Genomic DNA, 22,310 nt, shown 5'->3' with positions numbered 1-22,310 from the left:
CAGTGTGGCCGATCACCCTCTCAGGTCGGCTACGCATCGTCGCCTTGGTGGGCCGTTACCCCGCCAACTAGCTAATGCGCCGCAGGTCCATCTGTAAGTGACAGATTGCTCCGTCTTTCCCGGTTCGACCATGCGATCAAACCGCGTATCCGGTATTAGCATTCGTTTCCGAATGTTATCCCGGTCTTACAGGCAGGTTACCTACGTGTTACTCACCCGTCCGCCGCTAAGTTACACCCGAAGGCATAACTCCGCTCGACTTGCATGTATTAGGCACGCCGCCAGCGTTCGTCCTGAGCCAGGATCAAACTCTCCATAAAGGGAGTTTTGTTACTTGACGAAGTCAATAACAAAAGCTCCAAGGTGTTTGACTTGCTCATTTTTTTCGCTTTTTCATTATCTCAACGAAGCAAGCTTCGTTCATGTAATGAGGCAGTTTCACTCGTTGTTCAGTTTTCAAAGAACAATTCTTCTTACTCGTTAGCTGTGTTTTTCTCAGCAGCGAACTTTTATAATATATCACACTCGCCTAGATTAATGCAAGAACTTTTTTTAACTTTCGACATTTAATTTATAAATACTTATTTAAACGTCGGTTCTTGCAGAAAAAGTGGCGAAAATTAATATATCATAGAAAGATAATAATCGTCAAGAACTTTTGAAAATAATTCATATCGTCACATATTCAAGCTTCAAAAACAAAGGAGATCCCTCATTTAAAGGATCTCCGAACCTGTGCACTACGCCTTCCCCAGGCAATACCGCAGCTCAAGCATTCCGCTGTTATCCGCTTCTTGCATAACAGCTACCTCTCTAATGTACTCTCTCATCACCAATTTCTGCAGCACTAGCGAAAAATCAATATGCAACTGTATCAGCTGCGGATGAGACTGCAGTTCGCTAATGCTCCAAGCATCCTCTCGACTGCTCAAAATTTCCAAAAGCAGCGAGCAGCATTCTTTCATCTTATTCATCACGGAAAACTCACAGGCCAGCAATACCAGCTGGACTCGTTGCTCCAACGTTTCCGGGCTTACCGTCAACTCTTCATAAAGCTTGTAGATACCGGGATGAACCCTTTTTAGCTGTTTCCACACCGTGAGTTCGGGATGCATCCCTTCTTCAATCAGCACGATATGAGCCCAGTGATTCAGAGCCGTCAGAACATGGCTGTAAGCATCCAGCAAATTGCCGTCGATAAGATCTTGCTTTGCTTGCAAATACGTTCTCAAAAATCCATTGAATTCTACGATCCGTTTTTGCTCGCGCATGGATTCTGGAAACTGAAGCAAACGTTCTCGAACATTCGCCAAATAACCGTCGCGATCCAACAAAATCTCCCCCCGCACTAACCATTCAATAATATTGCGATTTTCCCATCCGCTCAACCATTGCTTCAGTTCAACATGATTAATCGTTCTAACTAGAGCCCGCTTTCCTTCCAATCGAATATGCTCCATGCGATTTATTGGAGAAGCGTGATTCAGAATGACAAGCGCAAGGAGATCCAGACCGTCTATCAAAGGATTGTATGGGTATGGATTTTCAATTAATGCCAGTGCCGTTAACCCTGGTGTTTCTTGATAGGTGTTTAGAAAATAAGCTCTAATCTGCTCCACAAGGTTCCTCCGTATAGCTAATCCGACATGATTAAGCTATAATAATGATCTACAGTACTACTTCCATTTCGACAAGCCGGTTTCACATTCCTGCTTGGGTACATAGAAATTAAGACTCAAATTTATAAGTCTTGGGGTATAGAAAGGATATGAATCATGAACAGAATCTTTTTTAAATCGGCAAAAATCAATGAATTTCGCCTTTGGGGGCTCGTGTTCACATTGGCCGGCATGGGCGTAATGGTGCTTGGTACCGCCGGCATCGTTTTTTTTGGACAAACAGGAAAAATTATCGCCGGCATCTTCATGGTGCTCGGAATGATCTCCTTGCTAATTAGTGTCGCCGTCTATTTTTGGGCCGGCATGCTGTCCACCAGCGCCACGATGCTTGAATGTCCCGAATGCGGTAAACCTACGAAGATGCTCGGAACAACCGATCGCTGCATGTTCTGCAAGACCATGCTGACGCTTGATTCCACCCAAGCAACTGATCTGCCCGTCGCCAAAGACATGAATACCTAGACAGACAATTCCCACCGTGTATAGATTCAATATCGAAACAACAAAAAAAGCCTCCGTTGCTGTCGTTTGACAAGCATATGGAGGCTTTTCCCATCCTGAAAAGTCGATAATCGCAGCTACAATGTGTTCGCGAGACCTTTCGAAATCGTATCCCAAATTGTCGTCGTCTGAAAAGCTCTCTGCCAAGTGGCAACGCCAGCCAAATCAAATTTGCGAACCAAACCCAATCGAGCGGTCATGGATACATCATCTTCGATCCAAATCCGTTTCAGAGCGCCGTCTTCCTCGTATTCCACATAATTCTGACCGGCATCGGCATCGAATGTCGGCAACAGCTTCTTCTCCTGAACGATTTGTTTGACAGAGTCCATTCCTACAGCCTTGGATGATACCTTGATGACGCCCGTCTCGTCAGCCTTCTCCGTCCAAATTCTCGTATAGAGCGGCATACTGAGTATAATCTTGCCCGGGGGCACCTTATCCTCTTCCATAATCTTCGCAATGGACTGTTCCGTCCATGACAAAGAAGCTACGGATCCCGAGACGGGACTGGCTGCCCAGTGTTCGTCATACGCCATAATCATCATATAATCAACGACCTTGCCAAGCGCGGCCCGATCCAGAAAGACCGACCACATCTCGCTGTTTGATTTAGGCGTAACGTCAATCGATACAACCAATCCTTGCTCATGCAGAAGCGGCGTCAGCTCTTTGACGAATTGAACCAAATTTTCTTTATCCTTCGTATACACATTCTCAAAGTCAATATTGATTCCTTGCAGATCGTAGAGCTCGGCAAAAGCAATAATCTGTTGAATCATTTTAAACCTGGTCTCGGCAGTGGACAGCGCTTCTGTTGTCTGATCCGGAAGAAAGCCATTGCTGAACAGCGCCCAAATCTGATAACCGCGCTCATGGGCCCACTTCACATATGCGGAATCCGCCTTGCTCGCAATCGTGCCTTTACCGTCTGCGAGCTCAAACCAGGTCGGACTGACAACATTCAAGCCGGTCATATCCCCGATTTTATCGGTATTGATTTTCTGATTATAGACAGCTTCCCAAGTCAAGTTCACCTTCTGTCCAATCGCTGTTGTTGGAACAAAGGTTGATGCTGTCTCTTGTTTCGCTACTTGCTCAATCGTTCCAAGCGTTACCTCCGACTTGCGGATATATCCGATATAGCCAGACAAGGTTTGAGCCAAATACCAGCCATCCTCTTCCTCCCATAAACGAACGACTTCTCCTTGTTCGATCGTCATCTGATAAGGCTTGCGAATGGAGGGCTCGATCCGAAGCGCGGCGCCATTCTTCCCCGTCACCTTCGCTTGCTGCACCGCATCGCCGGCTTCCATCACCGTAACAATGTGGCTTGATTCATCATAATCGATTTTCAAGCCATACAATTGCTCAAGCGGCATTTCGGGAATATAGACGACATCATCCCTCACTTGCGCAGCGATATTCAATTGATACGGAGATTTATTAATCAGGCCGGTCAATGCATTCGTCTTAAGCTGCAGCACCTGATTCGCCGTTGTAAGAACAATCGTGCCTGTCTGCTCCTCATAGTAGATAGGCTTGTCCTCCCCGAATACGGTTTCCAGAAGCGTTAACGGCAATGCAACATCGCCCTCTTCAATCACAGCTCCATAAGCGGTATCCGCACCGTTCATTACAATCGGATTATCTTGCTCAAAGCTCGGCTCCTGCATTTCATTGCTCGGTATATATCTCAAATAGTAAAACCATCCGAAGGATGCCAGTGCTGCGATGATAAACAAAAATACCAAGATTCCGAAAAAACTTCTGCGTCTCTTGCGCGGCGTTCGAATGTATGATGTTTCCAAATCCAACTCATCACTCTCCTGCGATTTTTGTTCATAGAAAAACGTGCGGTGCGGCGTTCATCGCCTCCCAGCACGTTCTCTATGGTTTATCTATCCTTTTCTATTCACGCTATTCGTTGTGACAGCTCGCACATAATCCATAAATCTCCATTCGATGTCCATGCACGACGAATCCGGTCTCCTCCGAGGCCGCTTTCTCAACATCATGCAAGGGCGGATGCCCAAAATCTACTATTCTGCCGCAATTCTTGCAAATGACATGATAGTGATCGGACATATCTGCATCAAATCGGCTTGAATCATCCCCATAAGTTAATTCACGCACTAAACCGGCTTCGACAAACAATCTCAGATTGTTATAGATGGTCGCTACGCTCATGCTTGGATAAGCAGGCGACAAAGCTTTGTAGATTTCATCCGCTGTCGGATGGGACTTCGTATCCATCAAGCAGCTTAGAATTGCGTGTCTTTGCGGGGTCATTCGGACGCCATTCATCTTCAATTGCTCCATTGCCAAATGAACGCTGGCAGACATTCCCCTCACGCCTTTCCTCATCGTTGATATTCTTATTGTACGTTCTTCCTTAAGATTTTGTCAATGAATGCACGAGAGGTTCATTGCTTGTTACGATGTATAAATATGCTGTTCGTTGCGTTAATATGAATATGAAAAATTCCTTCTCCTATTGATCCTCTTATCGTTTTCCGGCTTTGCTCGAGCGGAAGCTCGGATGTAATATTGCCGAAAGTTACCGATCCGTAGACCTGAAAATCGCCCTCGGAAGGCAGAGTCAACGTAATTTCCCCCACCGAGCTGTCCAAATCCCAGTCGCCGCCTACATAGCTGCTTCGAACAGCAATGTCGCCATTTAATGTATCCGCCTTGACAGAGGCCAAAGCTTCGTCGATCGTAATTTTACCGTTTTTGGTTTCGGCGTCAATGTCGCTCGCAACGTCAGCTAATTCAATATTTCCGTTCTGAGTGCCCGCGAACAGCGATTCACCGCTTTGAGACTGGACGGCAATCATTCCATTTTTTGTCTCGAGGCTGACTTTGCCCGTAATTGCCGTTACTTCGATGCTCCCGTCATTCCCCTCCGCAGCTATCCCGCCAACGATACGCGAAGCCTCCATCTTTCCGCTTACGCTCTTCATGCTAAGGCCCGCTTCCACATTCATATCCTGAACGGTTATCGAGCCGTTCCCGCTTTCAATCGCAAGCTTTAACGTTCGCTCCGCCGGCCCGGCTTCGGATTTCGGAGGACCGAATGTAGGCAAGGGAGAGGGTAATTCCGTTGCAGAAATATCGGATTCTGAAGATGGAAGCTCGGTTTCGGCAGAAGGCAACTCCGTTTGTTCTGCAGCGTCAGGCAAAGTATCCCGAGTGGATAACGGGATGAAAGGCACGACAATCTCCATGCTGAGCTTCGGCATTTTCGTGCCGTTAGCGCCGAACGGCTGTGCGTCGCCTTCGAATTTCATGTCGGCGCCCGGCGTGACAGTGACGCTCGATTGGTCTGCAATGGCCTCCGCTTCCCGCTGATCCTCAAGCTCCACCCAAACGGTTGTGTAGACTTCAATCTCTTCCACATCGCCGGAATGAACGTAGACATCCCCGTTCTTATTCTGAATGACAATCGAGGAAAGATTCTCTTGAACAGGAACCTTGATCACATTCTTATCGAATCGAAAGCCCTTCTCTTCTCCATAATCGACCACACCGCTCAAATTCACATCGAACTGATCGAGCCATTTCACCGGAAAATCCGCGTACTGCGTTACGGCATATGCCGTAACGGCAACCGCAAGCGCTCCAAACGCTCCCCGGAGGTCAAGCCGCAGCCGCGGCAGCCATGCGCGCAGCCAAACTTGATACAAAATCATCTCCGCGCCGAGAAGAATAAATAATGCCGGCCACCACTCGCTTAAGGCTGTAATCGCGTTGCTCTCCGTCCATTGATCCCATAACAATATGGATCCTACGGCGACAATAAGCGCGGAAGCGGTCAGTCTCCCCAGCTTAAACCACTTTGCCAGGCGCGACGAATAGACCATAAGAACGGCGGCTATGATAAGAAGCGGACCCACGCTAAGCTCCGCAAGCCTGTTCATAAATGGAAGCAGGAATGTGGGCGGCTTGACCAATAAAGTCATGATTATGCCGGCCGTCGTCAGCCAGATGCCGTGAACCAACGTAAACGAAACGACTGCGGCTCCCTTATTGTTCATCCGTTCGATCGCATCAAAGACGCTTACGAAGTAGAAACAGGGAAGCAGAAAGCCCAAATATACGATCAATAATAAATGCTGGCCGCCGTTCGCATTGGCAAGGCGGAATATCGCTGTATAGTCAAGCAGCAGCCCTGCCGTAAGCAGCAGCCCTCTGCCGTATTGTCCGACATAGAGATGACCAAATCCGGGCATGAGAAAAGCCAATAGAATCGTCCATCCGATTTTTTTGTTGCCGCGATTTATTCGGAGCTTACCCAAAGCACGCCCTCCAATTTGTTCAACTCATCCAGCAGCTTAAGCGTGTAATCCCGTTTCGCAGCAGGAATGGACAGGTAGAAAACGAGTCGGGTATGATGAGCCGTCGCCGTTTCTCCCTCATTTCCGCCGGATTTTGCGTTATCATCCATAACGACTTTACGAATTACAACTTTGCGATGGTGAAAGATAGTGTTAATCTGATTGATTACCTGGGACAAGTTGTCCGTCTGTATGGATATGACATGCTCCTTCTTAGCTTTAATATACCTCTTCTCCAATTTGTTAAACGCCCACAGGGTCAGAAGCACCATGATTGTTACTGCGCTCGATGCGAAATAGAAGCCTGCGCCCACAGCGAGTCCGATCGCCGCGACAACCCATAGCGAAGCGGCGGTCGTCAGTCCCGTAATCGATTTCCCCGTGAAGAGGATCGTCCCTGCTCCAAGAAATCCGATTCCCGTTATAACCGCTGCCGCCAGCCTTGCCGGGTCGACCCGAACATTCGGTTCTTCGACGAAATCCGAGAAGCCGTAGATCGACAGCAGCATCAGCAAGCAGGCGCCGAGACAAACCAGAATATTCGTGCGGAAACCCGCTGCGTGATTGGATTGCTCGCGCTCATAGCCGATTAAGCCGCCTAATACAAGCGCAAGCAATAATCGAAGCATGATATGCCATTCATCAATTCTCCACGGGTCCTGCATAGCTTCAACTGCTTCCAGCATGCTTCATCCGCCCCTTTCTTCCAATCATTCGTATAGCTTATGCGAGTCGGGAAGGAGTCATTAATAGGGAGAAGGCGCGTTTCTTCCTCCCGTGGAGGTGAAACGCGCCTAATGGATGGACTTGCCCCTATTGAAGTCGTTCCAGCAGAAGCTTGTTCACTAACGCCGGATTGGCTTTACCGCGCGTTTCCTTCATAATTTGACCGACCAGGAAGCCGATCGCTTTCTCTTTGCCTGCTCGGAAATCTTCAACGGATTGAGGATTCTTCTCGATAATGCCGTCTACGATAGCAAGCAGCGCGCCTTCGTCGCTGATTTGCACCAAGCCCTGCTCCTCGACGATCTGCTTGGGAAGCTTGCCGCTCTCCAGCATCGCTTTGAATACCGTCTTGGCGATTTTGCCGCTAATCGTCCCCGCTTCAACGAGGCCGATCATTTCGCCAAGGCCCTGTCCTGTCAGCTTGAGCTCGGATGCCTCCAGCCCGTTTGCGTTCATGTAGCCTAACAAATCGCCCATGACCCAATTGGCTATCGCCTTGGCGTCCTTCGTGTAGGAGAGACTTTCCTCGAACAGATCAGCAAGCTGCTTGGATGCCGTAATGACTTCCGCGTCATAAGAGGACAGCCCAAAGCTATCCCTATATCGCTGCTTCCTCGCGTCAGGCAGCTCGGGAATGCTGGCGCGAACCTCCGCCTTCCATTCCTCGCTGATATGTAGACGAACAAGATCGGGATCGGGGAAATAACGATAATCATGCGCCTCTTCCTTGCCGCGCATGGAGAACGATTTGTTCGCCGTGTCATCGTAGCGGCGCGTCTCCTGAACGACTTCACCGCCACTGTCCAAAATTTCGGCTTGCCGCAGCTGCTCATATTCAAGACCGCGCTGAACGCTGCGGAAGGAATTCATGTTCTTCAGCTCCGCTCTTGTGCCGAACTCCTTCTGCCCCCATGGACGCAAGCTGATGTTGGCATCGCATCTCAGGCTGCCTTCCTCCATCTTCACGTCGGATACCTCGCAATACAGCATAATCGCGCGCAGCTTCTCGAGATAGGCCTTCGCTTCCTCGGGCGTGCGAATATCCGGCTCGGACACGATCTCGACAAGCGGCGTTCCGACGCGGTTGAAATCGACGAGCGACGCGTAGCCTCCGTCCACATGCGTCAGCTTGCCCGCATCCTCCTCCAGATGAAGACGGGTGATGCCAATCCGTTTCGTCTCTCCGTTCACTTCGATGTCCAGCCAACCATGCTCGCCGATCGGTTGATCGAACTGCGAGATCTGATACGCCTTCGGAGAGTCTGGATAGAAATAATTTTTGCGGTCGAACTTGCTGATATCCGCAATCCGGCAATTAAGCGCCATCGCGGCTTTCATCGCATAGTTCACGGCTTGGCGGTTCAGCACCGGCAGCACGCCGGGATGTCCAAGACAGACCGGACATGTATGTGTATTCGGCGGCGCGCCGAATTCGGTGGAGCAGCCGCAGAAGATTTTGCTGTTCGTATGAAGCTCGACATGAACCTCAAGCCCCACCACGGTCTCGTATTTATTTGCTTCAGACATGATTATCGATCCTTTCATTAAGCATGCGTGGATTCGCAGCCTTATCTTAAATTTGCGGACGCAGCTTATGATGCTCCGTGTGAGCTTCGTAAGCATGAGCCGCCCTCAAGACGGTCGACTCGTCGAATGCCTTCCCGATAATCTGCAAGCCGACAGGCAAACCGTCAGCCAGACCGCAAGGAACGCTGATTGCCGGAACGCCGGCCAAGCTTACCGGAATCGTACAAATGTCGTTCAAATACATCGTTAGAGGATCATTCACCTGCGCGCCTAGCTTGAATGCCGGCGTCGGCGCCGTCGGTCCGATGATCAGATCATACCGCCCCAATACTTCGTCGAAGTCGCCTTTGATCAGGGTACGCGCTTTCTGCGCCTTTAAATAATAAGCATCATAATAACCCGAGCTAAGTGCGTATGTGCCCAGCATAATTCGGCGCTTCACTTCCGCGCCGAAGCCTTGGCTCCGCGATTTCCGGTACAAGTCGATCAGATTATCGGGATCCTCCGCTCTGACGCCGTATCTGACGCCGTCGAATCGGGCCAGGTTCGAGGAGGCCTCCGAGGAGGCAAGCAAATAATAAGCCGCTATCGCATATTCGGTATGCGGCAAGGAAACCTCTTCCCATACAGCTCCAAGCGATTCATACACCTTGAGAGCCTCCATAACCGCTGCCTTCACCTGCGGATCGATGCCCGCGCCGAGGAATTCCTTCGGCACGCCGATGCGAAGGCCTTTGACGTCGCCAGTCAGCGCCGACACATAGTCAGGAATATCGACCTTCGCCGAGGTGGAATCCCGATCGTCATGTCCGGCGATCGCTTGAAGAACGTAAGCGGAATCCTCGACATTCTTCGTAAGCGGTCCGATTTGATCCAGGGATGAAGCAAAGGCAACGAGACCAAAACGCGAAACCAGTCCATAGGTTGGCTTCAAGCCTACAATACCGCAATAAGCGGCCGGCTGGCGAATGGATCCTCCCGTGTCGGAGCCAAGCGAGAAATAAACCTGTCCTGCGGCTACCGAAGCCGCCGATCCTCCGCTTGAACCTCCGGGTACGTATTCGGTATTCCACGGATTGCGCGTTGGATAATAGCTCGAGTTCTCGTTGGAGCCGCCCATTGCGAATTCATCCATATTCAGTTTGCCGATCGTAATCGATTCGGCGGCCGCGAGCTTATGCGCAACCGTCGCGCTGTAAATCGGGTTGTAATTGCTTAAAAATTGGCTGCCGCAGGTCGTCAGCAAGCCTTCTGTCACAATATTGTCCTTAATCCCCGCAGGGAGTCCGAATAACAAGCCGGCTTCCGCTCCCGAGGCAAGCTGATCATCCTGCTTTCGCGCTTGCTCGCGCGCGCCTTCCTCATTCAAGGTAATGAAGGCCTGCACGGCAGGCTCCGTTTCTTCTATTCTCCGGTACGATGCATCAACAAGCTCGCCAACGGAAAGCTCTTTTGCTTTTAATTTGTTATGTATATCCTGCAGGCGCAAATCGAATAAAGCCAACTGCAGTTCCTCCCTTCAAAATTAACCCCTTATTAGTCAAGCACGGCAGGCACTTTGATCTGATCGTCCTCTTCATCCGGCGCGTTCAGCAGCACTTTTTCAATAGGAAGCGACTCCTTGCGCACATCCTCGCGCATGACGTTCGTAATCGGCAATACATGCGTAGTCGGTTCAATCTGATCCGTATCAAGCTCGTTCAACTTCTCCGCATATTTCAATATAGCGTTCAATTGACCGGCAAATCTTTCCTTCTCCTCCGCCGTCAGATCCAGCCTTGCCAAATTCGCTACATGATCCACATCTTTAAGCGTAATGCTCATCAGCCCATCTTCCTTCCTCATCAAAGTCATTCCAATTATTATAGCCTACAAGCAAGTCCACAGCAATAATGGCTCACTCAAAACAAGCCGCCCTGGAGCAGCGTTGCTGCTTCGAGGACGGCTCCCGTTAAAAGATGTTCAAATCCACGCCTTCAAATTGACTTGACGGATAAAATCATCTCGGCTTAGCGGCTCTTGCGATTCCTTGTCGGCTTCCGTTTCTTCTTGCTCGCCGTTCATTATTCGATGAAATAATTCCTCATTATGCGTAGCAAGCGCGAAATCAATTAAGGATTCTCTCTCTATGCGATCAATCTCGAGCTGAAGGAGCACTTCTTCAAGCTCGATATCCTCCTCAGGAACTAGAAAATTGCGGTTAGCGCCTGGCACGCGCAGAACATAATCGAATACATTGTCCGCGTTGCGATCATAAGCGATGATATAACCGTATTCGCCGACAGGAAGCTTCTGCTCATATTGGTCAGCCACTATGACGACCTTGGATCCCAGCTGCAGCATAGTCTCAACCCCTACTTTTCTTCGCTGATTATCGTAACTATTCTATTATCCTACTAAAAAACGATAGTCATGTCCAATCGTCACGAACAATCTGCGAATTTCGGAAACGCTATTCTTTGGAGCTGCCGAGCTCCAGCACCGATGAGGGCAGTTTGAATGACTGATTATTGATAAGCAGCTTGGTAAGCTGTTCGCTGAAATCCTCGTTCTGAGTTTCCTTAATGACCGAAATTTCACGGTGCAGCCTCTCCATTTGCTTATCGAGCTTATTTGCCGAGTCGGATGCTTCCTTCAATTCCTGAATAAGGCGGCTTGGCACGGTTTGATTGTATTTATAAAAGATTTTATGCTCGAGGCTGGCCCAGAAATCCATGGCGATCGTGCGAATTTGTATTTCTACGCACACATTCTCCTTACCGTCCGACATCACGACCGGCACCTCGACAAGCAGATGCAGACTGCGGTAGCCATTCGGCTTCGGATGCTGAATATAATCCTTGATCTCATTTATTTTCAATTCGAATTGATTCTGCAGCATGTCGCTAATCTTGTAAATATCCGAAATGAACGAGCAGGTGATGCGCAAGCCGGCAATATCCTTAATATGATGCTTGATTTCCTCCAGGGACAGAACAATGCCTTTGCGGCCGATTTTGTTCATGATGCTCTCGAGGGATTTCACTCTCGATTTGGTATGCTCGATCGGATTGTAGTCGTGCAGAAATTGAAATTCTTCCTTCACAATCTCGATTTTCGTCTCGAGCTCATTCAAAGCAAATTGGTACATCATCATAAAGCGCGTGACATCGGTCTTCAGCTTCTTGAATTGTTCAATTTGATTGTTGTTCATTCTCATTCTCCTTCGTTCGAGCACATACATTCCTGAACAGCCTTAAGGTCCTTTCATCATAGTATGAATGGAGACCTCAATGCAAATGAACCACAGCCCGCTTAAGGAGAGTACACCAACCCATGGGCATCTACATACACTAATGGAGACAGCAAACCGCAATTCATTAGGAAGGGCAGGAATGAAAGAATGGACCATGAGTCGATAGACTACGCATCGCCGTCTGTGCAATTCACTTATAACCTCAACAATAATCTCCTCTTCAAAAAAAACAATCAAAACTACATCACATCGCTAAACAAGCAGCAGCTTAACACGTTAAGAGGCACTGCTTTGCTCGATATCTATCTCAGTCAGAGCAACACCGTCGAGCCGCATTATCATCAGAACGCCACCGAGTTGATCTATTGTATTACCGGCTCGGCGATTGTCTCCATTATTAACCCGTTCACGAACAAGCTGCTTCACTTCAAAGCCATGCCCAGCCAGGTGGTCAACATCCCGCAGGGCTGGTGGCACTACATTATTGCCTTGCAAGACGATACCCATCTTCTTGCCATCTTCGACAACGCCATGGCAGGCGTTATCTTCGGTTCGGACATTCTGCGACTCACGCCGCCGAAGGTGCTGGCGCACACCTACTGCCTGAACGAAGAGATGGTCAAGGAAACGCTCGCTCCGATTCAGGAAACAGTATTCATCGGTCCGCCTAATTCCTGCAAGACGGCTGCCGCGGGAATAAGCACGAATACACAAAGCAATGCCGGCCAAATGCCAAGCATGCAAGGAAACATGCCGACGAACGGTATGGGGCAGCAGGGATTCATTGGCGGCGAATACCGTCCGTCGCAGCTTCAGCATTTCGGCGCGTCTTATCAGGCGCATGCGGACCAGCCTGGACAGCAGCAAGCTCCAGAGCAAATGCCCTATGTGCCGTTCCTTTACCGCAGATGGGATTAGCTTGAACCTGAATTCGCATCACGTCTCATAGAAGGATAGGGAGAATCATCAAATTTACAAATTGCAAGGCATGAATGCCAAGAAATCGCTCCTTGCGGCGGTTTCTTTCGCATGTTCCGCTGCGAATTGAGAAATTGTCGGCTTCCCCTGATCGCAAATTCTACGTTTTCGCTTGTTTCAGAATGAAAGAAGAACCTTAATATCATCCTAAGAAGCGAATACGATCGAAATGAGGGATGCAGAATGCCTGCTACAATGACGGATTCAAAAACGAAGATCGAAAAACAGCTTGAAGGCAAGGTTGCAGTCATCACCGGCGCCGGTTCGGGAATCGGAAGGGCGGCGGCGCTGCTGCTTGCGCAGCATGGCGCAAAAATCGCGCTTGTCGATCTGATCGACGAGCGCAGTGAAGAGGTCGAAGCCGAAATTGAACGGATGGGCGGGGAAGCGATTTTTCTTGATACCGATGTGTCGGACGCCGCCCGTGTAGAGAAGGCCATGAATGGAGCGGCCGAGAAATTCGGCAGAATCGATATTCTGTTCGCCAATGCCGGTGTCAACGGAACGCTCTCTCCTATCGAGCATCTGACGCCGGAGGATTGGGATCGCACGTTGGAGATCAATTTGAAGGGCACCTTTCTCTCGGTGAAATTCGCCATTCCGCACATGAAGGGGGATGGCGGGAGCATCGTGATTACTTCCTCGATAAACGGCAGCCGCAAGTACACGGGCTTCGGGATGTCGGCCTATAGCTCATCCAAGGCAGGTCAAGTCGCGTTCATGAAGATGGCGGCTCTGGAGCTCGCCGGTTACGGCATTCGCGTCAATGCCATTTGTCCTGGAGCCATCCAGACGAATATCGGCGAGAACACTCATCGTACGCCTGAAGTGGAGGAAATCGAAATTCCGATTCAATACCCGGAAGGCAGTCATCCGCTCGAGCATCATGCCGGCGCGCCGGAGCAAGTAGCCGAGCTGGTGCTGTTCCTGGGGTCGGATCGATCCAATCATATATCGGGAACCCAGATTTACGTTGACGGAGCGGAATCGCTGCTCTAGTGATAAATACAGAAAAGGACTTCCTCACTGCCCGTCATTGGGCATAAAGGAAGTCCTTTATATGGAGCCCGAGCTTGCAAAAAGCAGCGCCGTTGCCGACAACCTCCGTTGCAGCTCAGCTTGGCGTCAGCTGCGGCAGCCTGGCGTTAATTATCCGTTGGACGAGCGAACCGCATCGCTGAATTGACGAAGCGCCCGCTCCAGAATCGAGCGCGGACAAGCCAGGTTGACGCGCAGCCAGCCTTCGCCTTCCGTGCCGAATACGGAGCCTTCGCTGAACGCGACCTTCGCGCGTTTGAACATAAGCTCCTTCAGCCCCTCCTTGTCCAGCCCGAGCTCGCGGCAGTCCAGCCACAGCAAGTAAGTGCCGTCCGGTTTGAGCGGCTTGATCTGCGGAAGCTCCCTCTGCAGAAAGTCCATCGCGTAGTTCAAATTGCCTTCCACGTACGCCATCATCGCGTCTAGCCATTCCTCGCCATCGTTATAAGCCGCTTCTACCGCATCCTGAGCGAAATGCTGCGCCATGTGCAGGCTTAACGTATGCATACGCTTGTCCATGCGCGACTTGATCGCTTTGTTCGTGATGACCATAAACGAAGTATGGAGGCCGGGCAAATTAAAGGTTTTGGTAGCGGCTAATGTTGTGATGGTAATATCCGCGATTTCGGGAGACAGGGAGGCAAGCGGAATATGCGTATGGCCAGAATAGGTCAAATCGCAATGAATTTCATCCGAAACGATTGTAACGCCATAACGCACGCACAGCTCGCCCAGCGCAAGCAATTCTTCCCGCTCCCAAACCCGTCCGCCCGGATTATGGGGACTGCAGAGCAGCAGCAGCTTGGCGCCCTCCTGGAACAGGGCTTCCAATTGCTCCAGATCCATCTCGAAGCGACCATTCCGAATAATCAGCGGATTCTTCGCTACCTTCCGTCCATTGCTGGTTATAACGTCATAGAACGGATAATAGACAGGCGATTGCAGCACGACCGAGGCGCCGGGCTCGCTGAATTGCTCGACAGCCACGCTGAGCGAAGTGACCACGCTTGGGGAATCCGTAATGAAATCCTTCTGAAGCTCCCAGTTATGACGCCGTTTGAACCAGTTCACAATCGCGTCCAGATAGCTTTCGGAGCGAACGGCGTAGCCGTAAGCCCCAATGGCTGCGCGCTTCAGCAATACTTCCTTGACGGCCGGAGGACTGGCGAAATCCATATCCGCAACCCAGAGCGGGAGAATGTCCGCGCTGCCGAACAGCACTTCGGACTGATCCCATTTGTACGATCGCGTATTTCTTCGGTCTATCATTTCATCAAATTGGTAAGTCAAATGCGAACACCTCGTCTCTATCTATGTAAGCTTTCCCTCTATCTTACCCATTCACCGCCTGCGAAGCAACCTGCTTACGGCTCATGAGGCAGCTTGGTCTTGGCTATACGATTATCCAGCGCCTCGTATTCGTCATATCGAATAAGGTCGTAGAGCTCCCGGCGCGTCTGCATATGCGGAATGGTCGTCTTCTGGGTGCCGCTGCCCTTGATCTCGCGAAATACCCGCTCATACGCCTTGGCGGCGACGCGGAGCGAAGTGACCGGGTAAATGACCATTCGGAAGCCCCAGCTCTCGAATTGATTGGCTGTGTAATATGGCGTCTTGCCGAATTCCGTCATATTGGCAAGCAGCGGAGAGCTTACCGCTTCGCGAAATCGCTCAAACTCGCTTTCATTCTCGAGCGCTTCGGGAAAGATCGCATCCGCTCCCGCCTCGGCGTACTGCCGGGCTCTCACAATCGCCGCCTCCAGACCCTCAACGCTTCTCGCATCGGTTCGAGCCACAACGAGCAAGCCGGGAGCCGCCGTTTTGATCATTGTTATCTTCTGCGTCATCTCCTCGGCGGAAATGAGCTTCTTCCCGTTCAGATGTCCGCATTTCTTCGGCATCTCCTGATCCTCGATCTGAACCGCCGCAGCCTTCGCTTCCAGCATTTCCTTCGCCGTGCGAGCGACATTCAATATGCCTCCAAAGCCGGTATCGATATCCGCCAGCACGGGAAGTCCCGATGCCCTGACGAGTTCGCGCACCCTCTCCGCCACTTCATTCGAATAGATGAGACCCAGATCGGGAAGTCCCCTGCTTGCCGAATAGGCCGCTCCCGACAAGTAAAGCGCTTGAAATCCGCATTCCTTGGCCATTCTTGCGGCCATTCCGTCATGAGCCCCCGGCATCTTCACAATCGGTCCCGCAGCGATCAAGTCGCGAAGCCTCTCGGCCAACTCCCCTTGCTCGGGCTCCTTCTCGATCAGCCATGACATTCGAATCCCCCCTATTTCAGTCTACCCGAATCATGAAATGACGCTGTCGAGTAAGCTTATGAAGCAGCAGCATCCATCAGATGACGAAGAGCGCCATGAACCGCGTAACCGGCATGCTCGCCAACTGCTCCCCCTCGAAGGTTCGTTTCAAGATCTCGGACGTTCTATTGCGTGGAAATCGGGTTAAAAGATTCGCCTCGCATTTCCGAATCACCTCAGGCAGTCCCTCCTCCCGTCTGCGCCTGTGGCCAAGCGGATAGTGGACGACGAGCTTATCCGTGCTCGTTCCATCCGCGAACCGGATTTGAATGCCGTTGGCGATAGAGCGTTTGTCGGGATCGAGATAATCCCTGCTGTAGCTCTCGTCGTGATGAACGCTCATCTTGCTTCTGAGCTCGTCGATTCTCGGATCGCGAGCGGCTTCGTCCTCATAATGGTCCGCTGTTAATTCCCCGAAGAGCAGGCCAATCGCAACCATGTATTGCAAACAATGATCCCGATCTGCGGGATTATGCAGCGGTCCCCGCTTATCGATGATCCGGATCGCCGATTCATGAGTGGCAAGCTCGATGCGGCTAATTTCATGCAGACGGTCCTTCACCTGCGGATGCAGCGCAATTGCGCATTCCACCGCGGTCTGCGCATGAAATTCGGCAGGGAATGCTATTTTGAACAAAATATTGTCCATCACATAGGTGCCGAGCCGACGCTCCAGCTTCAGCTCCTGTCCGCGGAACAGCACATCCTGGAAGCCCCAGCCCTTCGCCGTAAGCGGCGTTTCGCAGCTCATTTCTCCGCCAAGCGACATCAACGCCAGCCGAACGGCTCGGCTCGCGGCATCCCCTGCTGCCCAGGATTTGCGCGAAATCGTATTCGGCGCGTGGCGATAAGCGCGCAGACTGCCTCCGTCCAGCCAGGCATGGGACACGGCTCCCGCTACTTCCTCTCTCGTACCGCCGAGCATGGCTGCCGCAACCGCCGCAGACGCGACCTTCACGAAGAGAACATGATCGAGTCCGACTCGGTTCAGCGAATGATTAAGCGCCAGAACGCCTTGAATTTCATGCGCTTTCACCGCTGCCGTCAGCACATCCTTCATAAGAAGGGATTCTCCTCCCTCCCGCACGCGCAATCGGCTTACATAATCCGCAACGGCCAGAATGCTGCCGAGATTATCGGAGGGATGACCCCATTCGGCGGCCAACCACGTATCGTTGAAATCGAGCCACCGGATCATGCAGCCGATATTAAACGCCGCCTGCACCGGATCCAGCTCGAATCTCGTCCCCGGCACGCGCGCGCCTCCCGGCAGGTCTGCTCCAGGCACGATGGGGCCAAGATGCTTGGCGCATTCCGGAAATTTCAGCGCCAAAACACCCGTTCCGATTGAATCCATCAGCATATATTGCGCAATTCGCAGCGCCTCCGCGCTTTCAACGGAATAATTGCATGCGTAATCCGCGATGTCGACGATAAGCCGGTCAACAGCCATTCGTTCTCCTCCTTGCGTCATCAGGGATGAAGATCTTTCGGGCCGCGATAGAGCACTCGCGGTCTGAACAGGCGGTTATGCTCATGCTGCTCGATGACATGGGCGCATAATCCAGTTGCTCGCGCCGCCAGAAATACCGGCGTGAATAACGGAACGGGAATGCCAAGCAAATGATAGACGGGAGCGGCGTAATAATCGAGATTCGGATACAGCCCCTTCTCTCTCTTCATCACCGCTTCTCCCGCCTCGCAGCGATGATAGAGCTCATGATTGCAGGATGCCGCCGCAAGCTTCCGCAGCGCTTCTTTCATTAGAAGCGCCCGCGGGTCCGGCTTGCGCATATAGACCCGGTGGCCGAAGCCCATGATCCGCTCCTTCTTCGCAAGCTTCTCCAGCATGAGCGCTTCGAGCGATTGACTTGAGCTCGTCTCCTCGAGCATCTTCATCACCGCTTCGTTCGCGCCGCCGTGAAGACGGCCCTTGAGTGAAGCCGCTGCGCCCGTCACCGCTCCGTACATATCGGACATGGTCGATGCGATGACGCGAGCGGCAAAGGTTGAATTCGGCATTTCATGCTCGCTGTAGGCGACAAGAGACTGATCGAAGACATGCGCTTCCAGCTCCGTCGGCTTCTTGTTCGTCAGCAGGTAGAGAAAGCCTGCCGAATAGGCGAGATCCGAGCGCGGCGCAACGGGTTCAAGGCCGTTCAGTATCCGATAGCCGTTCGCGGTAATCTGAGGCAGCTTGGCAAGAAGCCTGTAAGCCTTCCTTCTGCCCGAAGCCGGAGAGAAATCCTCAAGCTCCTCGTCGAAGCAGCCGAGCGCGGAGATCGCGGTTCGAAGCATATCCATCGCATGCGCTCCTTGGGGCAGCAGCCTTATCGACTCGTAGACGCCTCCCGGCACTTCTTCCTCCGCTTTCAGTTTCAGCTCTACAGCCAATCTTCGCTCGGAGGTCGGCAGAGAGCCTTCGATGAGCAGATGGGCGACATCGACATAGCCGGTCTGCCGGGCAAGCTCAATCAGGCTGTAGCCCCGCAGCACAATTTCTTCCTTCTCCACATCCAGATAGGATAAAGCGGTTTCACTGGCTATAATATTTTCCAGCCCCGGAGAATAGCGGTCATCCCCGCAATCTCCCGAATCGCAACTGCTCGACATGCTGACCACTTCCTTTCTCGACTATAAGTGATGAGACAGCCTCTAAAGGCAAATTCACGACTCAGCCTCTACAAACCCAGATGCTTTGCGATGACAAGCCTCTGAATTTCATTCGTTCCTTCATAGATTTGCGTTGCCTTCGCGTCGCGAAGCAGCCTCTCGATGCCGTATTCGCGCATATAGCCATAGCCGCCGAAAATCTGTATGGCTTCCGTCGCGCAGAACATCGCCGCATCCGAGCAAAAGCGCTTCGCCATCGACGCTTCCCTGCCGCATTCAACACCTTCGCTTCGCAGGGCTGCCGCTTGATAGAGCAGCAGCTTCGCGGCCTCGACCTCGGTTGCCATGTCTGCGAGCTTGAAGGCGATCGCCTGATGCTTGCCGATCGGCTTGCCGAATTGATAGCGCTGCTTGGCATAACGCAATGCGCTGTCCAGAGCCGCCTCCGCAATGCCTAGCGCCTGCGCCGCGATGCCGATTCTGCCCCCGTCCAGATGCCGAAGCGCAATCTGAAAGCCGTCTCCCTCCTCTCCGAGCCTGTTCGCCGCGGGAACCTCAGCCTCTTCGAAGAGGAGAGGAGTCGTGCTGGAGCCGTGCAAGCCGAGCTTCTTCTCCGGCTTCCCGACGCGCAGCCCCTTCGTTCCCTTCTCCACCACAAATGCGGTAAGTCCCCGCTTCCCTTTGCCGGCATCGGTGACCGCGAACGTAATATAGGTATCCGCGTACCCTCCGTTCGTAATAAAAAGCTTCGACCCGTTCAATCTATAATGCTCGCCCTGCCTCACGGCCTTTGTTCGAATGCTTCCGGAGTCTGAGCCGGCATGAGGCTCTGTCAGAGCGAACGCGCCAAGCCATTCTCCCGATGCCAGCTTGGGCAGGAAGCAGCGCTTCTGCCGCTCATCCCCGCAATCGAGAATGGGGCTCGTGCCAACCGAGCTGTGAACGGACAGGATGACCCCAATCGCGGCGCTTACCCTGGAAAGCTCATGAATGGCGATTATGCTTGAGAGATAATCGGCCCCGGCCCCTCCGTACGCTTCCGGAACGGAGATGCCCATCAACCCGAGCGTGCCAAGCTTCTTGATTAATTCGGAAGGAAATTCATCCTTCTCCTCCATGGAAGGAATGAATTTCGCAGCTTCATTCCGCGCGAAATTGCGTACCATCGTACGAAGCGCTTCATGTTCCCCGGTGAATGGCAGCAGCATGACGCCTTCACTTCCTCTTCTCGTTAGTCGTAGCTGTAGAAGCCGCGTCCGCTCTTCCTGCCGAGCCAGCCCGCATGCACGTACTGACGCAGCAAGGGGCAGGGCCGGTATTTTGAATCGCCAAAGCCCTCATACAGAGTCTCCATAATAGACAGACAGGTATCGAGTCCGATAAAATCCGCCAACTGCAGCGGCCCCATTGGATGCTTCATCCCAAGCCTCATAATCGCATCGACGGCTTCGGGAACGGCAACGCCTTCATAGACGCAATAGATCGCTTCGTTGATCATCGGCATCAGCACCCGATTGGAGACAAAGCCGGGAAAATCCTTCGTTTCAAATGGCGATTTGCCGAGCATCCTCGTTAGCTCCAGGATCTCGGCGAACGTATGATCCGAGGTCGCCGCTCCTCGAATCACTTCCACAAGGGGCATGAGGGGCACGGGATTCATGAAATGCATGCCGATGACGCGTTCGGGCCGCTTCGTTGCCGCTGCCAATTCAGTAATGGACAAGGAGGATGTATTGCTTGCCAGAATGGTTGATTCGCCGCAGATTGCGTCCAGCCTGCGAAACAACTCTCGCTTCGTCTCCTTGTTCTCCGCGACGGCCTCAATGACGAGTTCGGCGCTCCGGGCCTCTTCCAATCGATCGGTCGGCGTCATTCGGCTTAGCTGCTCCCTCGCCTCGTCCGCGCCGCAGCGCCCCTTCTCCACTTCCCGGGCAAGCTGCTTCTCCAGTGCTTCAAGCGAATGATTCAATTGTTCCGTACTCCAATCGTACAGAACGATCGAAAATCCGGATCTGGCAGCGGTCAGCGCAATGCCGCTGCCCATCTGTCCCGCTCCCGCGACCATCAATCTGCGTATCCCCATTCTCACCGCTCCCTCGCACATCATCTCGTCCCAGCGGGCAACCGCATGGCTCATGCCTTGATCCTGAAGGCCCCCTCTATGGCCTAATCTCAATGAGAACGGAATCGCCTTGCGCCGTTCCGCTGCATATCGCGGCTATGCCCAAGCCGCCGCCGCGTCGGCGGAGCTCGTAAATGAGCGACATCAGAATTCTTGCCCCGCTGGCGCCGAGCGGGTGGCCAAGAGCGATGGCTCCTCCGTTCACATTGACCCGCTCCTCATCCCAACCGACGATACCTGCGCTTGTCAGCACAACGGCCGCGAACGCTTCGTTCACCTCGAACAACTCGATGTTACTTACTGCGAGACCTGTTTGGTTCAGCAGCTTCCGAATTGCTTCTCCCGGAGCCGCTGCGATGTATGGCGCCCGGAGAGCAACCTCGGCATGGCCCATGATCGTCGCAATCGGCTTCATGCCGAGCTGCCGCGCCCTGTCCTCGGATAACAGAACCAATGCCGCCGCGCCGTCATTGACTCCCGGCGCATTGCCCGCCGTAATGCCTCCCTCGCTTGCATATACGGGTTCAAGCTTCGCCAGCGCAGAGAGGCTCGCGGCTCTGCGCGGCGCTTCGTCGCAGTCAATCTTAATCATGGAGCCGTTTTCCCCCTGCAAGACAACCGGCTCGATCTCCTCAGCCAGCTTCCCTTCATCCATCGCCGCGGTTGCCCGGACATGACTGCGCAAAGCCCACTCATCCTGCTCCTTCCGCGAAATCCCGTATTCCGTCGCCGCGAAGCTGCCATGAGCGGCCATATGCACGTCTTCGAACGGGCAGAACAATCCGTCTCTCAACATCAAATCCTCCGCCGTCCCTCCTCCCATCCGCTGTCCCCAGCGCATGCCCGCTATCGCGTACGGAGCGTTGCTCATGCTCTCCATGCCTCCGGCGATAATCGCGTCCGCATCTCCTGCGCGTATCATTTGGTCCCCCATAATGACGGCACGCAAGCCTGAAGCGCATACCTTGTTAATCGTCTCCGCCGGGATATCCCATGGCAATCCCCCCAATCTGGCTGCTTGACGGGCAGAATTCTGACCGCAGCCGGCTTGCAGCGCATGCCCCATAATGACCTGGCCCGCTAGCTCCGGGCGCAAGCCTGACCGCTCGATTGCGGCTCCTATCGCTCTGCCGCCCAATTGAACGGCTGACAATTGTTTCAGCGCTCCTCCGAATTTCCCGAATGGCGTTCTTGCCGCGCTTGCGATAACCGTTCGCCTGGACATGCCGCCAACTCCCC

20 protein-coding genes and 1 rRNA gene are annotated in these 22,310 nt (G+C 52.4%); 3 read left to right on the top strand and 18 right to left on the bottom strand.

The annotated features are described in order from the left end of the window. A 16S ribosomal RNA gene (locus HFP08_RS07435) occupies positions 1–320 on the bottom strand; the annotation flags it as partial. Between the two features lie 420 nt (positions 321–740). Continuing rightward, complete coding sequence (locus tag HFP08_RS07430; protein ID WP_168119908.1) at positions 741–1,619, bottom strand: nucleotidyltransferase-like protein; 879 nt, start codon at positions 1,617–1,619, stop codon at positions 741–743. A gap of 165 nt (positions 1,620–1,784) precedes the next feature. Between HFP08_RS07430 and HFP08_RS07425 the strand changes: the two genes are divergently transcribed. Continuing rightward, positions 1,785–2,141, top strand: coding sequence for a YgzB family protein (locus HFP08_RS07425; protein WP_168119959.1), 357 nt, complete (start codon positions 1,785–1,787; stop codon positions 2,139–2,141). Positions 2,142–2,257: 116 nt separating this feature from the next. On the opposite strand, the gene HFP08_RS07420 is transcribed toward HFP08_RS07425, so the two are convergent. From HFP08_RS07420 to HFP08_RS07380, 9 genes are all read right to left on the bottom strand, one after another. Beyond that, positions 2,258–3,997, bottom strand: a complete 1,740-nt coding sequence (locus HFP08_RS07420; protein ID WP_240941164.1) for a glycosyl hydrolase family 18 protein — start codon at positions 3,995–3,997, stop codon at positions 2,258–2,260. 103 nt (positions 3,998–4,100) lie between these two features. Next, entirely contained in the window at positions 4,101–4,526 is a 426-nt protein-coding gene (locus HFP08_RS07415) for a Fur family transcriptional regulator (RefSeq protein WP_168119907.1), read from the bottom strand. Positions 4,527–4,606: 80 nt separating this feature from the next. Next, positions 4,607–6,481 (bottom strand): DUF4097 family beta strand repeat-containing protein, encoded by a 1,875-nt coding sequence (locus tag HFP08_RS07410; RefSeq protein WP_168119906.1) that lies wholly within the window; start codon positions 6,479–6,481, stop codon positions 4,607–4,609. Beyond that, positions 6,463–7,185, bottom strand: a complete 723-nt coding sequence (locus HFP08_RS07405; protein ID WP_168119957.1) for an MgtC/SapB family protein — start codon at positions 7,183–7,185, stop codon at positions 6,463–6,465. Before HFP08_RS07405 ends, HFP08_RS07410 begins: the two co-directional genes overlap by 19 nt. A gap of 148 nt (positions 7,186–7,333) precedes the next feature. Further along, positions 7,334–8,773 (bottom strand): Asp-tRNA(Asn)/Glu-tRNA(Gln) amidotransferase subunit GatB, encoded by a 1,440-nt coding sequence (gene gatB, locus HFP08_RS07400; RefSeq protein WP_168119905.1) that lies wholly within the window; start codon positions 8,771–8,773, stop codon positions 7,334–7,336. A 46-nt stretch (positions 8,774–8,819) separates the two neighbouring features. Then, complete coding sequence (gatA, locus tag HFP08_RS07395; RefSeq protein ID WP_168119904.1) at positions 8,820–10,277, bottom strand: Asp-tRNA(Asn)/Glu-tRNA(Gln) amidotransferase subunit GatA; 1,458 nt, start codon at positions 10,275–10,277, stop codon at positions 8,820–8,822. A 32-nt stretch (positions 10,278–10,309) separates the two neighbouring features. Continuing rightward, a complete protein-coding gene (gene gatC / locus HFP08_RS07390; RefSeq protein ID WP_168119903.1) occupies positions 10,310–10,597 on the bottom strand; it encodes an Asp-tRNA(Asn)/Glu-tRNA(Gln) amidotransferase subunit GatC in 288 nt (95 codons plus the stop codon). A 138-nt stretch (positions 10,598–10,735) separates the two neighbouring features. Next, positions 10,736–11,116, bottom strand: coding sequence for an ATPase (locus HFP08_RS07385; protein ID WP_168119902.1), 381 nt, complete (start codon positions 11,114–11,116; stop codon positions 10,736–10,738). Positions 11,117–11,225: 109 nt separating this feature from the next. Continuing rightward, positions 11,226–11,966: a GTP pyrophosphokinase gene (locus tag HFP08_RS07380; RefSeq protein WP_168119901.1), complete on the bottom strand. Its 741-nt coding sequence runs from the start codon at positions 11,964–11,966 to the stop codon at positions 11,226–11,228. A gap of 189 nt (positions 11,967–12,155) precedes the next feature. Between HFP08_RS07380 and HFP08_RS07375 the strand changes: the two genes are divergently transcribed. Both HFP08_RS07375 and HFP08_RS07370 read left to right on the top strand, forming a co-directional pair. Beyond that, positions 12,156–12,926 (top strand): cupin domain-containing protein, encoded by a 771-nt coding sequence (locus HFP08_RS07375; protein WP_168119900.1) that lies wholly within the window; start codon positions 12,156–12,158, stop codon positions 12,924–12,926. Between the two features lie 243 nt (positions 12,927–13,169). Then, positions 13,170–13,985 carry an SDR family oxidoreductase gene (locus HFP08_RS07370; RefSeq protein ID WP_240941158.1) on the top strand — a complete coding sequence of 272 codons (816 nt, stop codon included), beginning with the start codon at positions 13,170–13,172 and terminating at the stop codon, positions 13,983–13,985. A 150-nt stretch (positions 13,986–14,135) separates the two neighbouring features. On the opposite strand, the gene HFP08_RS07365 is transcribed toward HFP08_RS07370, so the two are convergent. From HFP08_RS07365 to HFP08_RS07335, 7 genes are all read right to left on the bottom strand, one after another. Continuing rightward, entirely contained in the window at positions 14,136–15,314 is a 1,179-nt protein-coding gene (locus tag HFP08_RS07365; RefSeq protein WP_168119899.1) for a MalY/PatB family protein, read from the bottom strand. Positions 15,315–15,388: 74 nt separating this feature from the next. After that, positions 15,389–16,297 (bottom strand): methylisocitrate lyase, encoded by a 909-nt coding sequence (prpB, locus tag HFP08_RS07360; protein ID WP_168119898.1) that lies wholly within the window; start codon positions 16,295–16,297, stop codon positions 15,389–15,391. A gap of 76 nt (positions 16,298–16,373) precedes the next feature. Continuing rightward, a complete protein-coding gene (locus HFP08_RS07355; protein ID WP_240941156.1) occupies positions 16,374–17,789 on the bottom strand; it encodes a bifunctional 2-methylcitrate dehydratase/aconitate hydratase in 1,416 nt (471 codons plus the stop codon). A gap of 20 nt (positions 17,790–17,809) precedes the next feature. Beyond that, positions 17,810–18,949 carry a citrate synthase gene (gene mmgD / locus HFP08_RS07350; RefSeq protein ID WP_168119896.1) on the bottom strand — a complete coding sequence of 380 codons (1,140 nt, stop codon included), beginning with the start codon at positions 18,947–18,949 and terminating at the stop codon, positions 17,810–17,812. Between the two features lie 68 nt (positions 18,950–19,017). Then, the gene (locus HFP08_RS07345) at positions 19,018–20,157 is read right to left on the bottom strand and encodes an acyl-CoA dehydrogenase (RefSeq protein ID WP_168119895.1); all 1,140 of its coding nucleotides are present in this window, start codon (positions 20,155–20,157) and stop codon (positions 19,018–19,020) included. Between the two features lie 23 nt (positions 20,158–20,180). Then, on the bottom strand, positions 20,181–21,032 hold the full coding sequence (locus tag HFP08_RS07340; RefSeq protein WP_168119955.1) for a 3-hydroxybutyryl-CoA dehydrogenase: 852 nt from the start codon (positions 21,030–21,032) through the stop codon (positions 20,181–20,183). 76 nt (positions 21,033–21,108) lie between these two features. Beyond that, entirely contained in the window at positions 21,109–22,296 is a 1,188-nt protein-coding gene (locus tag HFP08_RS07335; protein ID WP_168119894.1) for an acetyl-CoA C-acetyltransferase, read from the bottom strand. Positions 22,297–22,310 lie beyond the last annotated feature (14 nt).

Origin of the sequence: Paenibacillus sp. HB172176 (assembly GCF_011947265.1) — a bacterium.
GTDB lineage: Bacteria > Bacillota > Bacilli > Paenibacillales > Paenibacillaceae > Pristimantibacillus.
Note: the sequence above shows the minus strand (reverse complement) of the source record. Positions and strands in the feature narration are given on the sequence as shown.

Coding starts and splice junctions, on each gene's coding strand:
- HFP08_RS07415 (WP_168119907.1), bottom strand. CDS start 4,526: ATGTCTGCCAGCGTTCATTTGGCAATGGAGCAATTGAAGATGAATGGC.
- HFP08_RS07405 (WP_168119957.1), bottom strand. CDS start 7,185: ATGCAGGACCCGTGGAGAATTGATGAATGGCATATCATGCTTCGATTA.
- gatB (WP_168119905.1), bottom strand. CDS start 8,773: ATGTCTGAAGCAAATAAATACGAGACCGTGGTGGGGCTTGAGGTTCAT.
- gatC (WP_168119903.1), bottom strand. CDS start 10,597: ATGAGCATTACGCTTAAAGATGTGGATCATGTAGCGAATTTGGCAAGG.
- HFP08_RS07385 (WP_168119902.1), bottom strand. CDS start 11,116: ATGCTGCAGCTGGGATCCAAGGTCGTCATAGTGGCTGACCAATATGAG.
- HFP08_RS07380 (WP_168119901.1), bottom strand. CDS start 11,966: ATGAACAACAATCAAATTGAACAATTCAAGAAGCTGAAGACCGATGTC.
- HFP08_RS07375 (WP_168119900.1), top strand. CDS start 12,156: ATGGACCATGAGTCGATAGACTACGCATCGCCGTCTGTGCAATTCACT.
- HFP08_RS07370 (WP_240941158.1), top strand. CDS start 13,170: ATGCCTGCTACAATGACGGATTCAAAAACGAAGATCGAAAAACAGCTT.
- prpB (WP_168119898.1), bottom strand. CDS start 16,297: ATGTCATGGCTGATCGAGAAGGAGCCCGAGCAAGGGGAGTTGGCCGAG.
- HFP08_RS07355 (WP_240941156.1), bottom strand. CDS start 17,789: ATGGCTGTTGACCGGCTTATCGTCGACATCGCGGATTACGCATGCAAT.
- mmgD (WP_168119896.1), bottom strand. CDS start 18,949: ATGTCGAGCAGTTGCGATTCGGGAGATTGCGGGGATGACCGCTATTCT.
- HFP08_RS07345 (WP_168119895.1), bottom strand. CDS start 20,157: ATGCTGCTGCCATTCACCGGGGAACATGAAGCGCTTCGTACGATGGTA.
- HFP08_RS07340 (WP_168119955.1), bottom strand. CDS start 21,032: ATGGGGATACGCAGATTGATGGTCGCGGGAGCGGGACAGATGGGCAGC.
- HFP08_RS07335 (WP_168119894.1), bottom strand. CDS start 22,296: ATGTCCAGGCGAACGGTTATCGCAAGCGCGGCAAGAACGCCATTCGGG.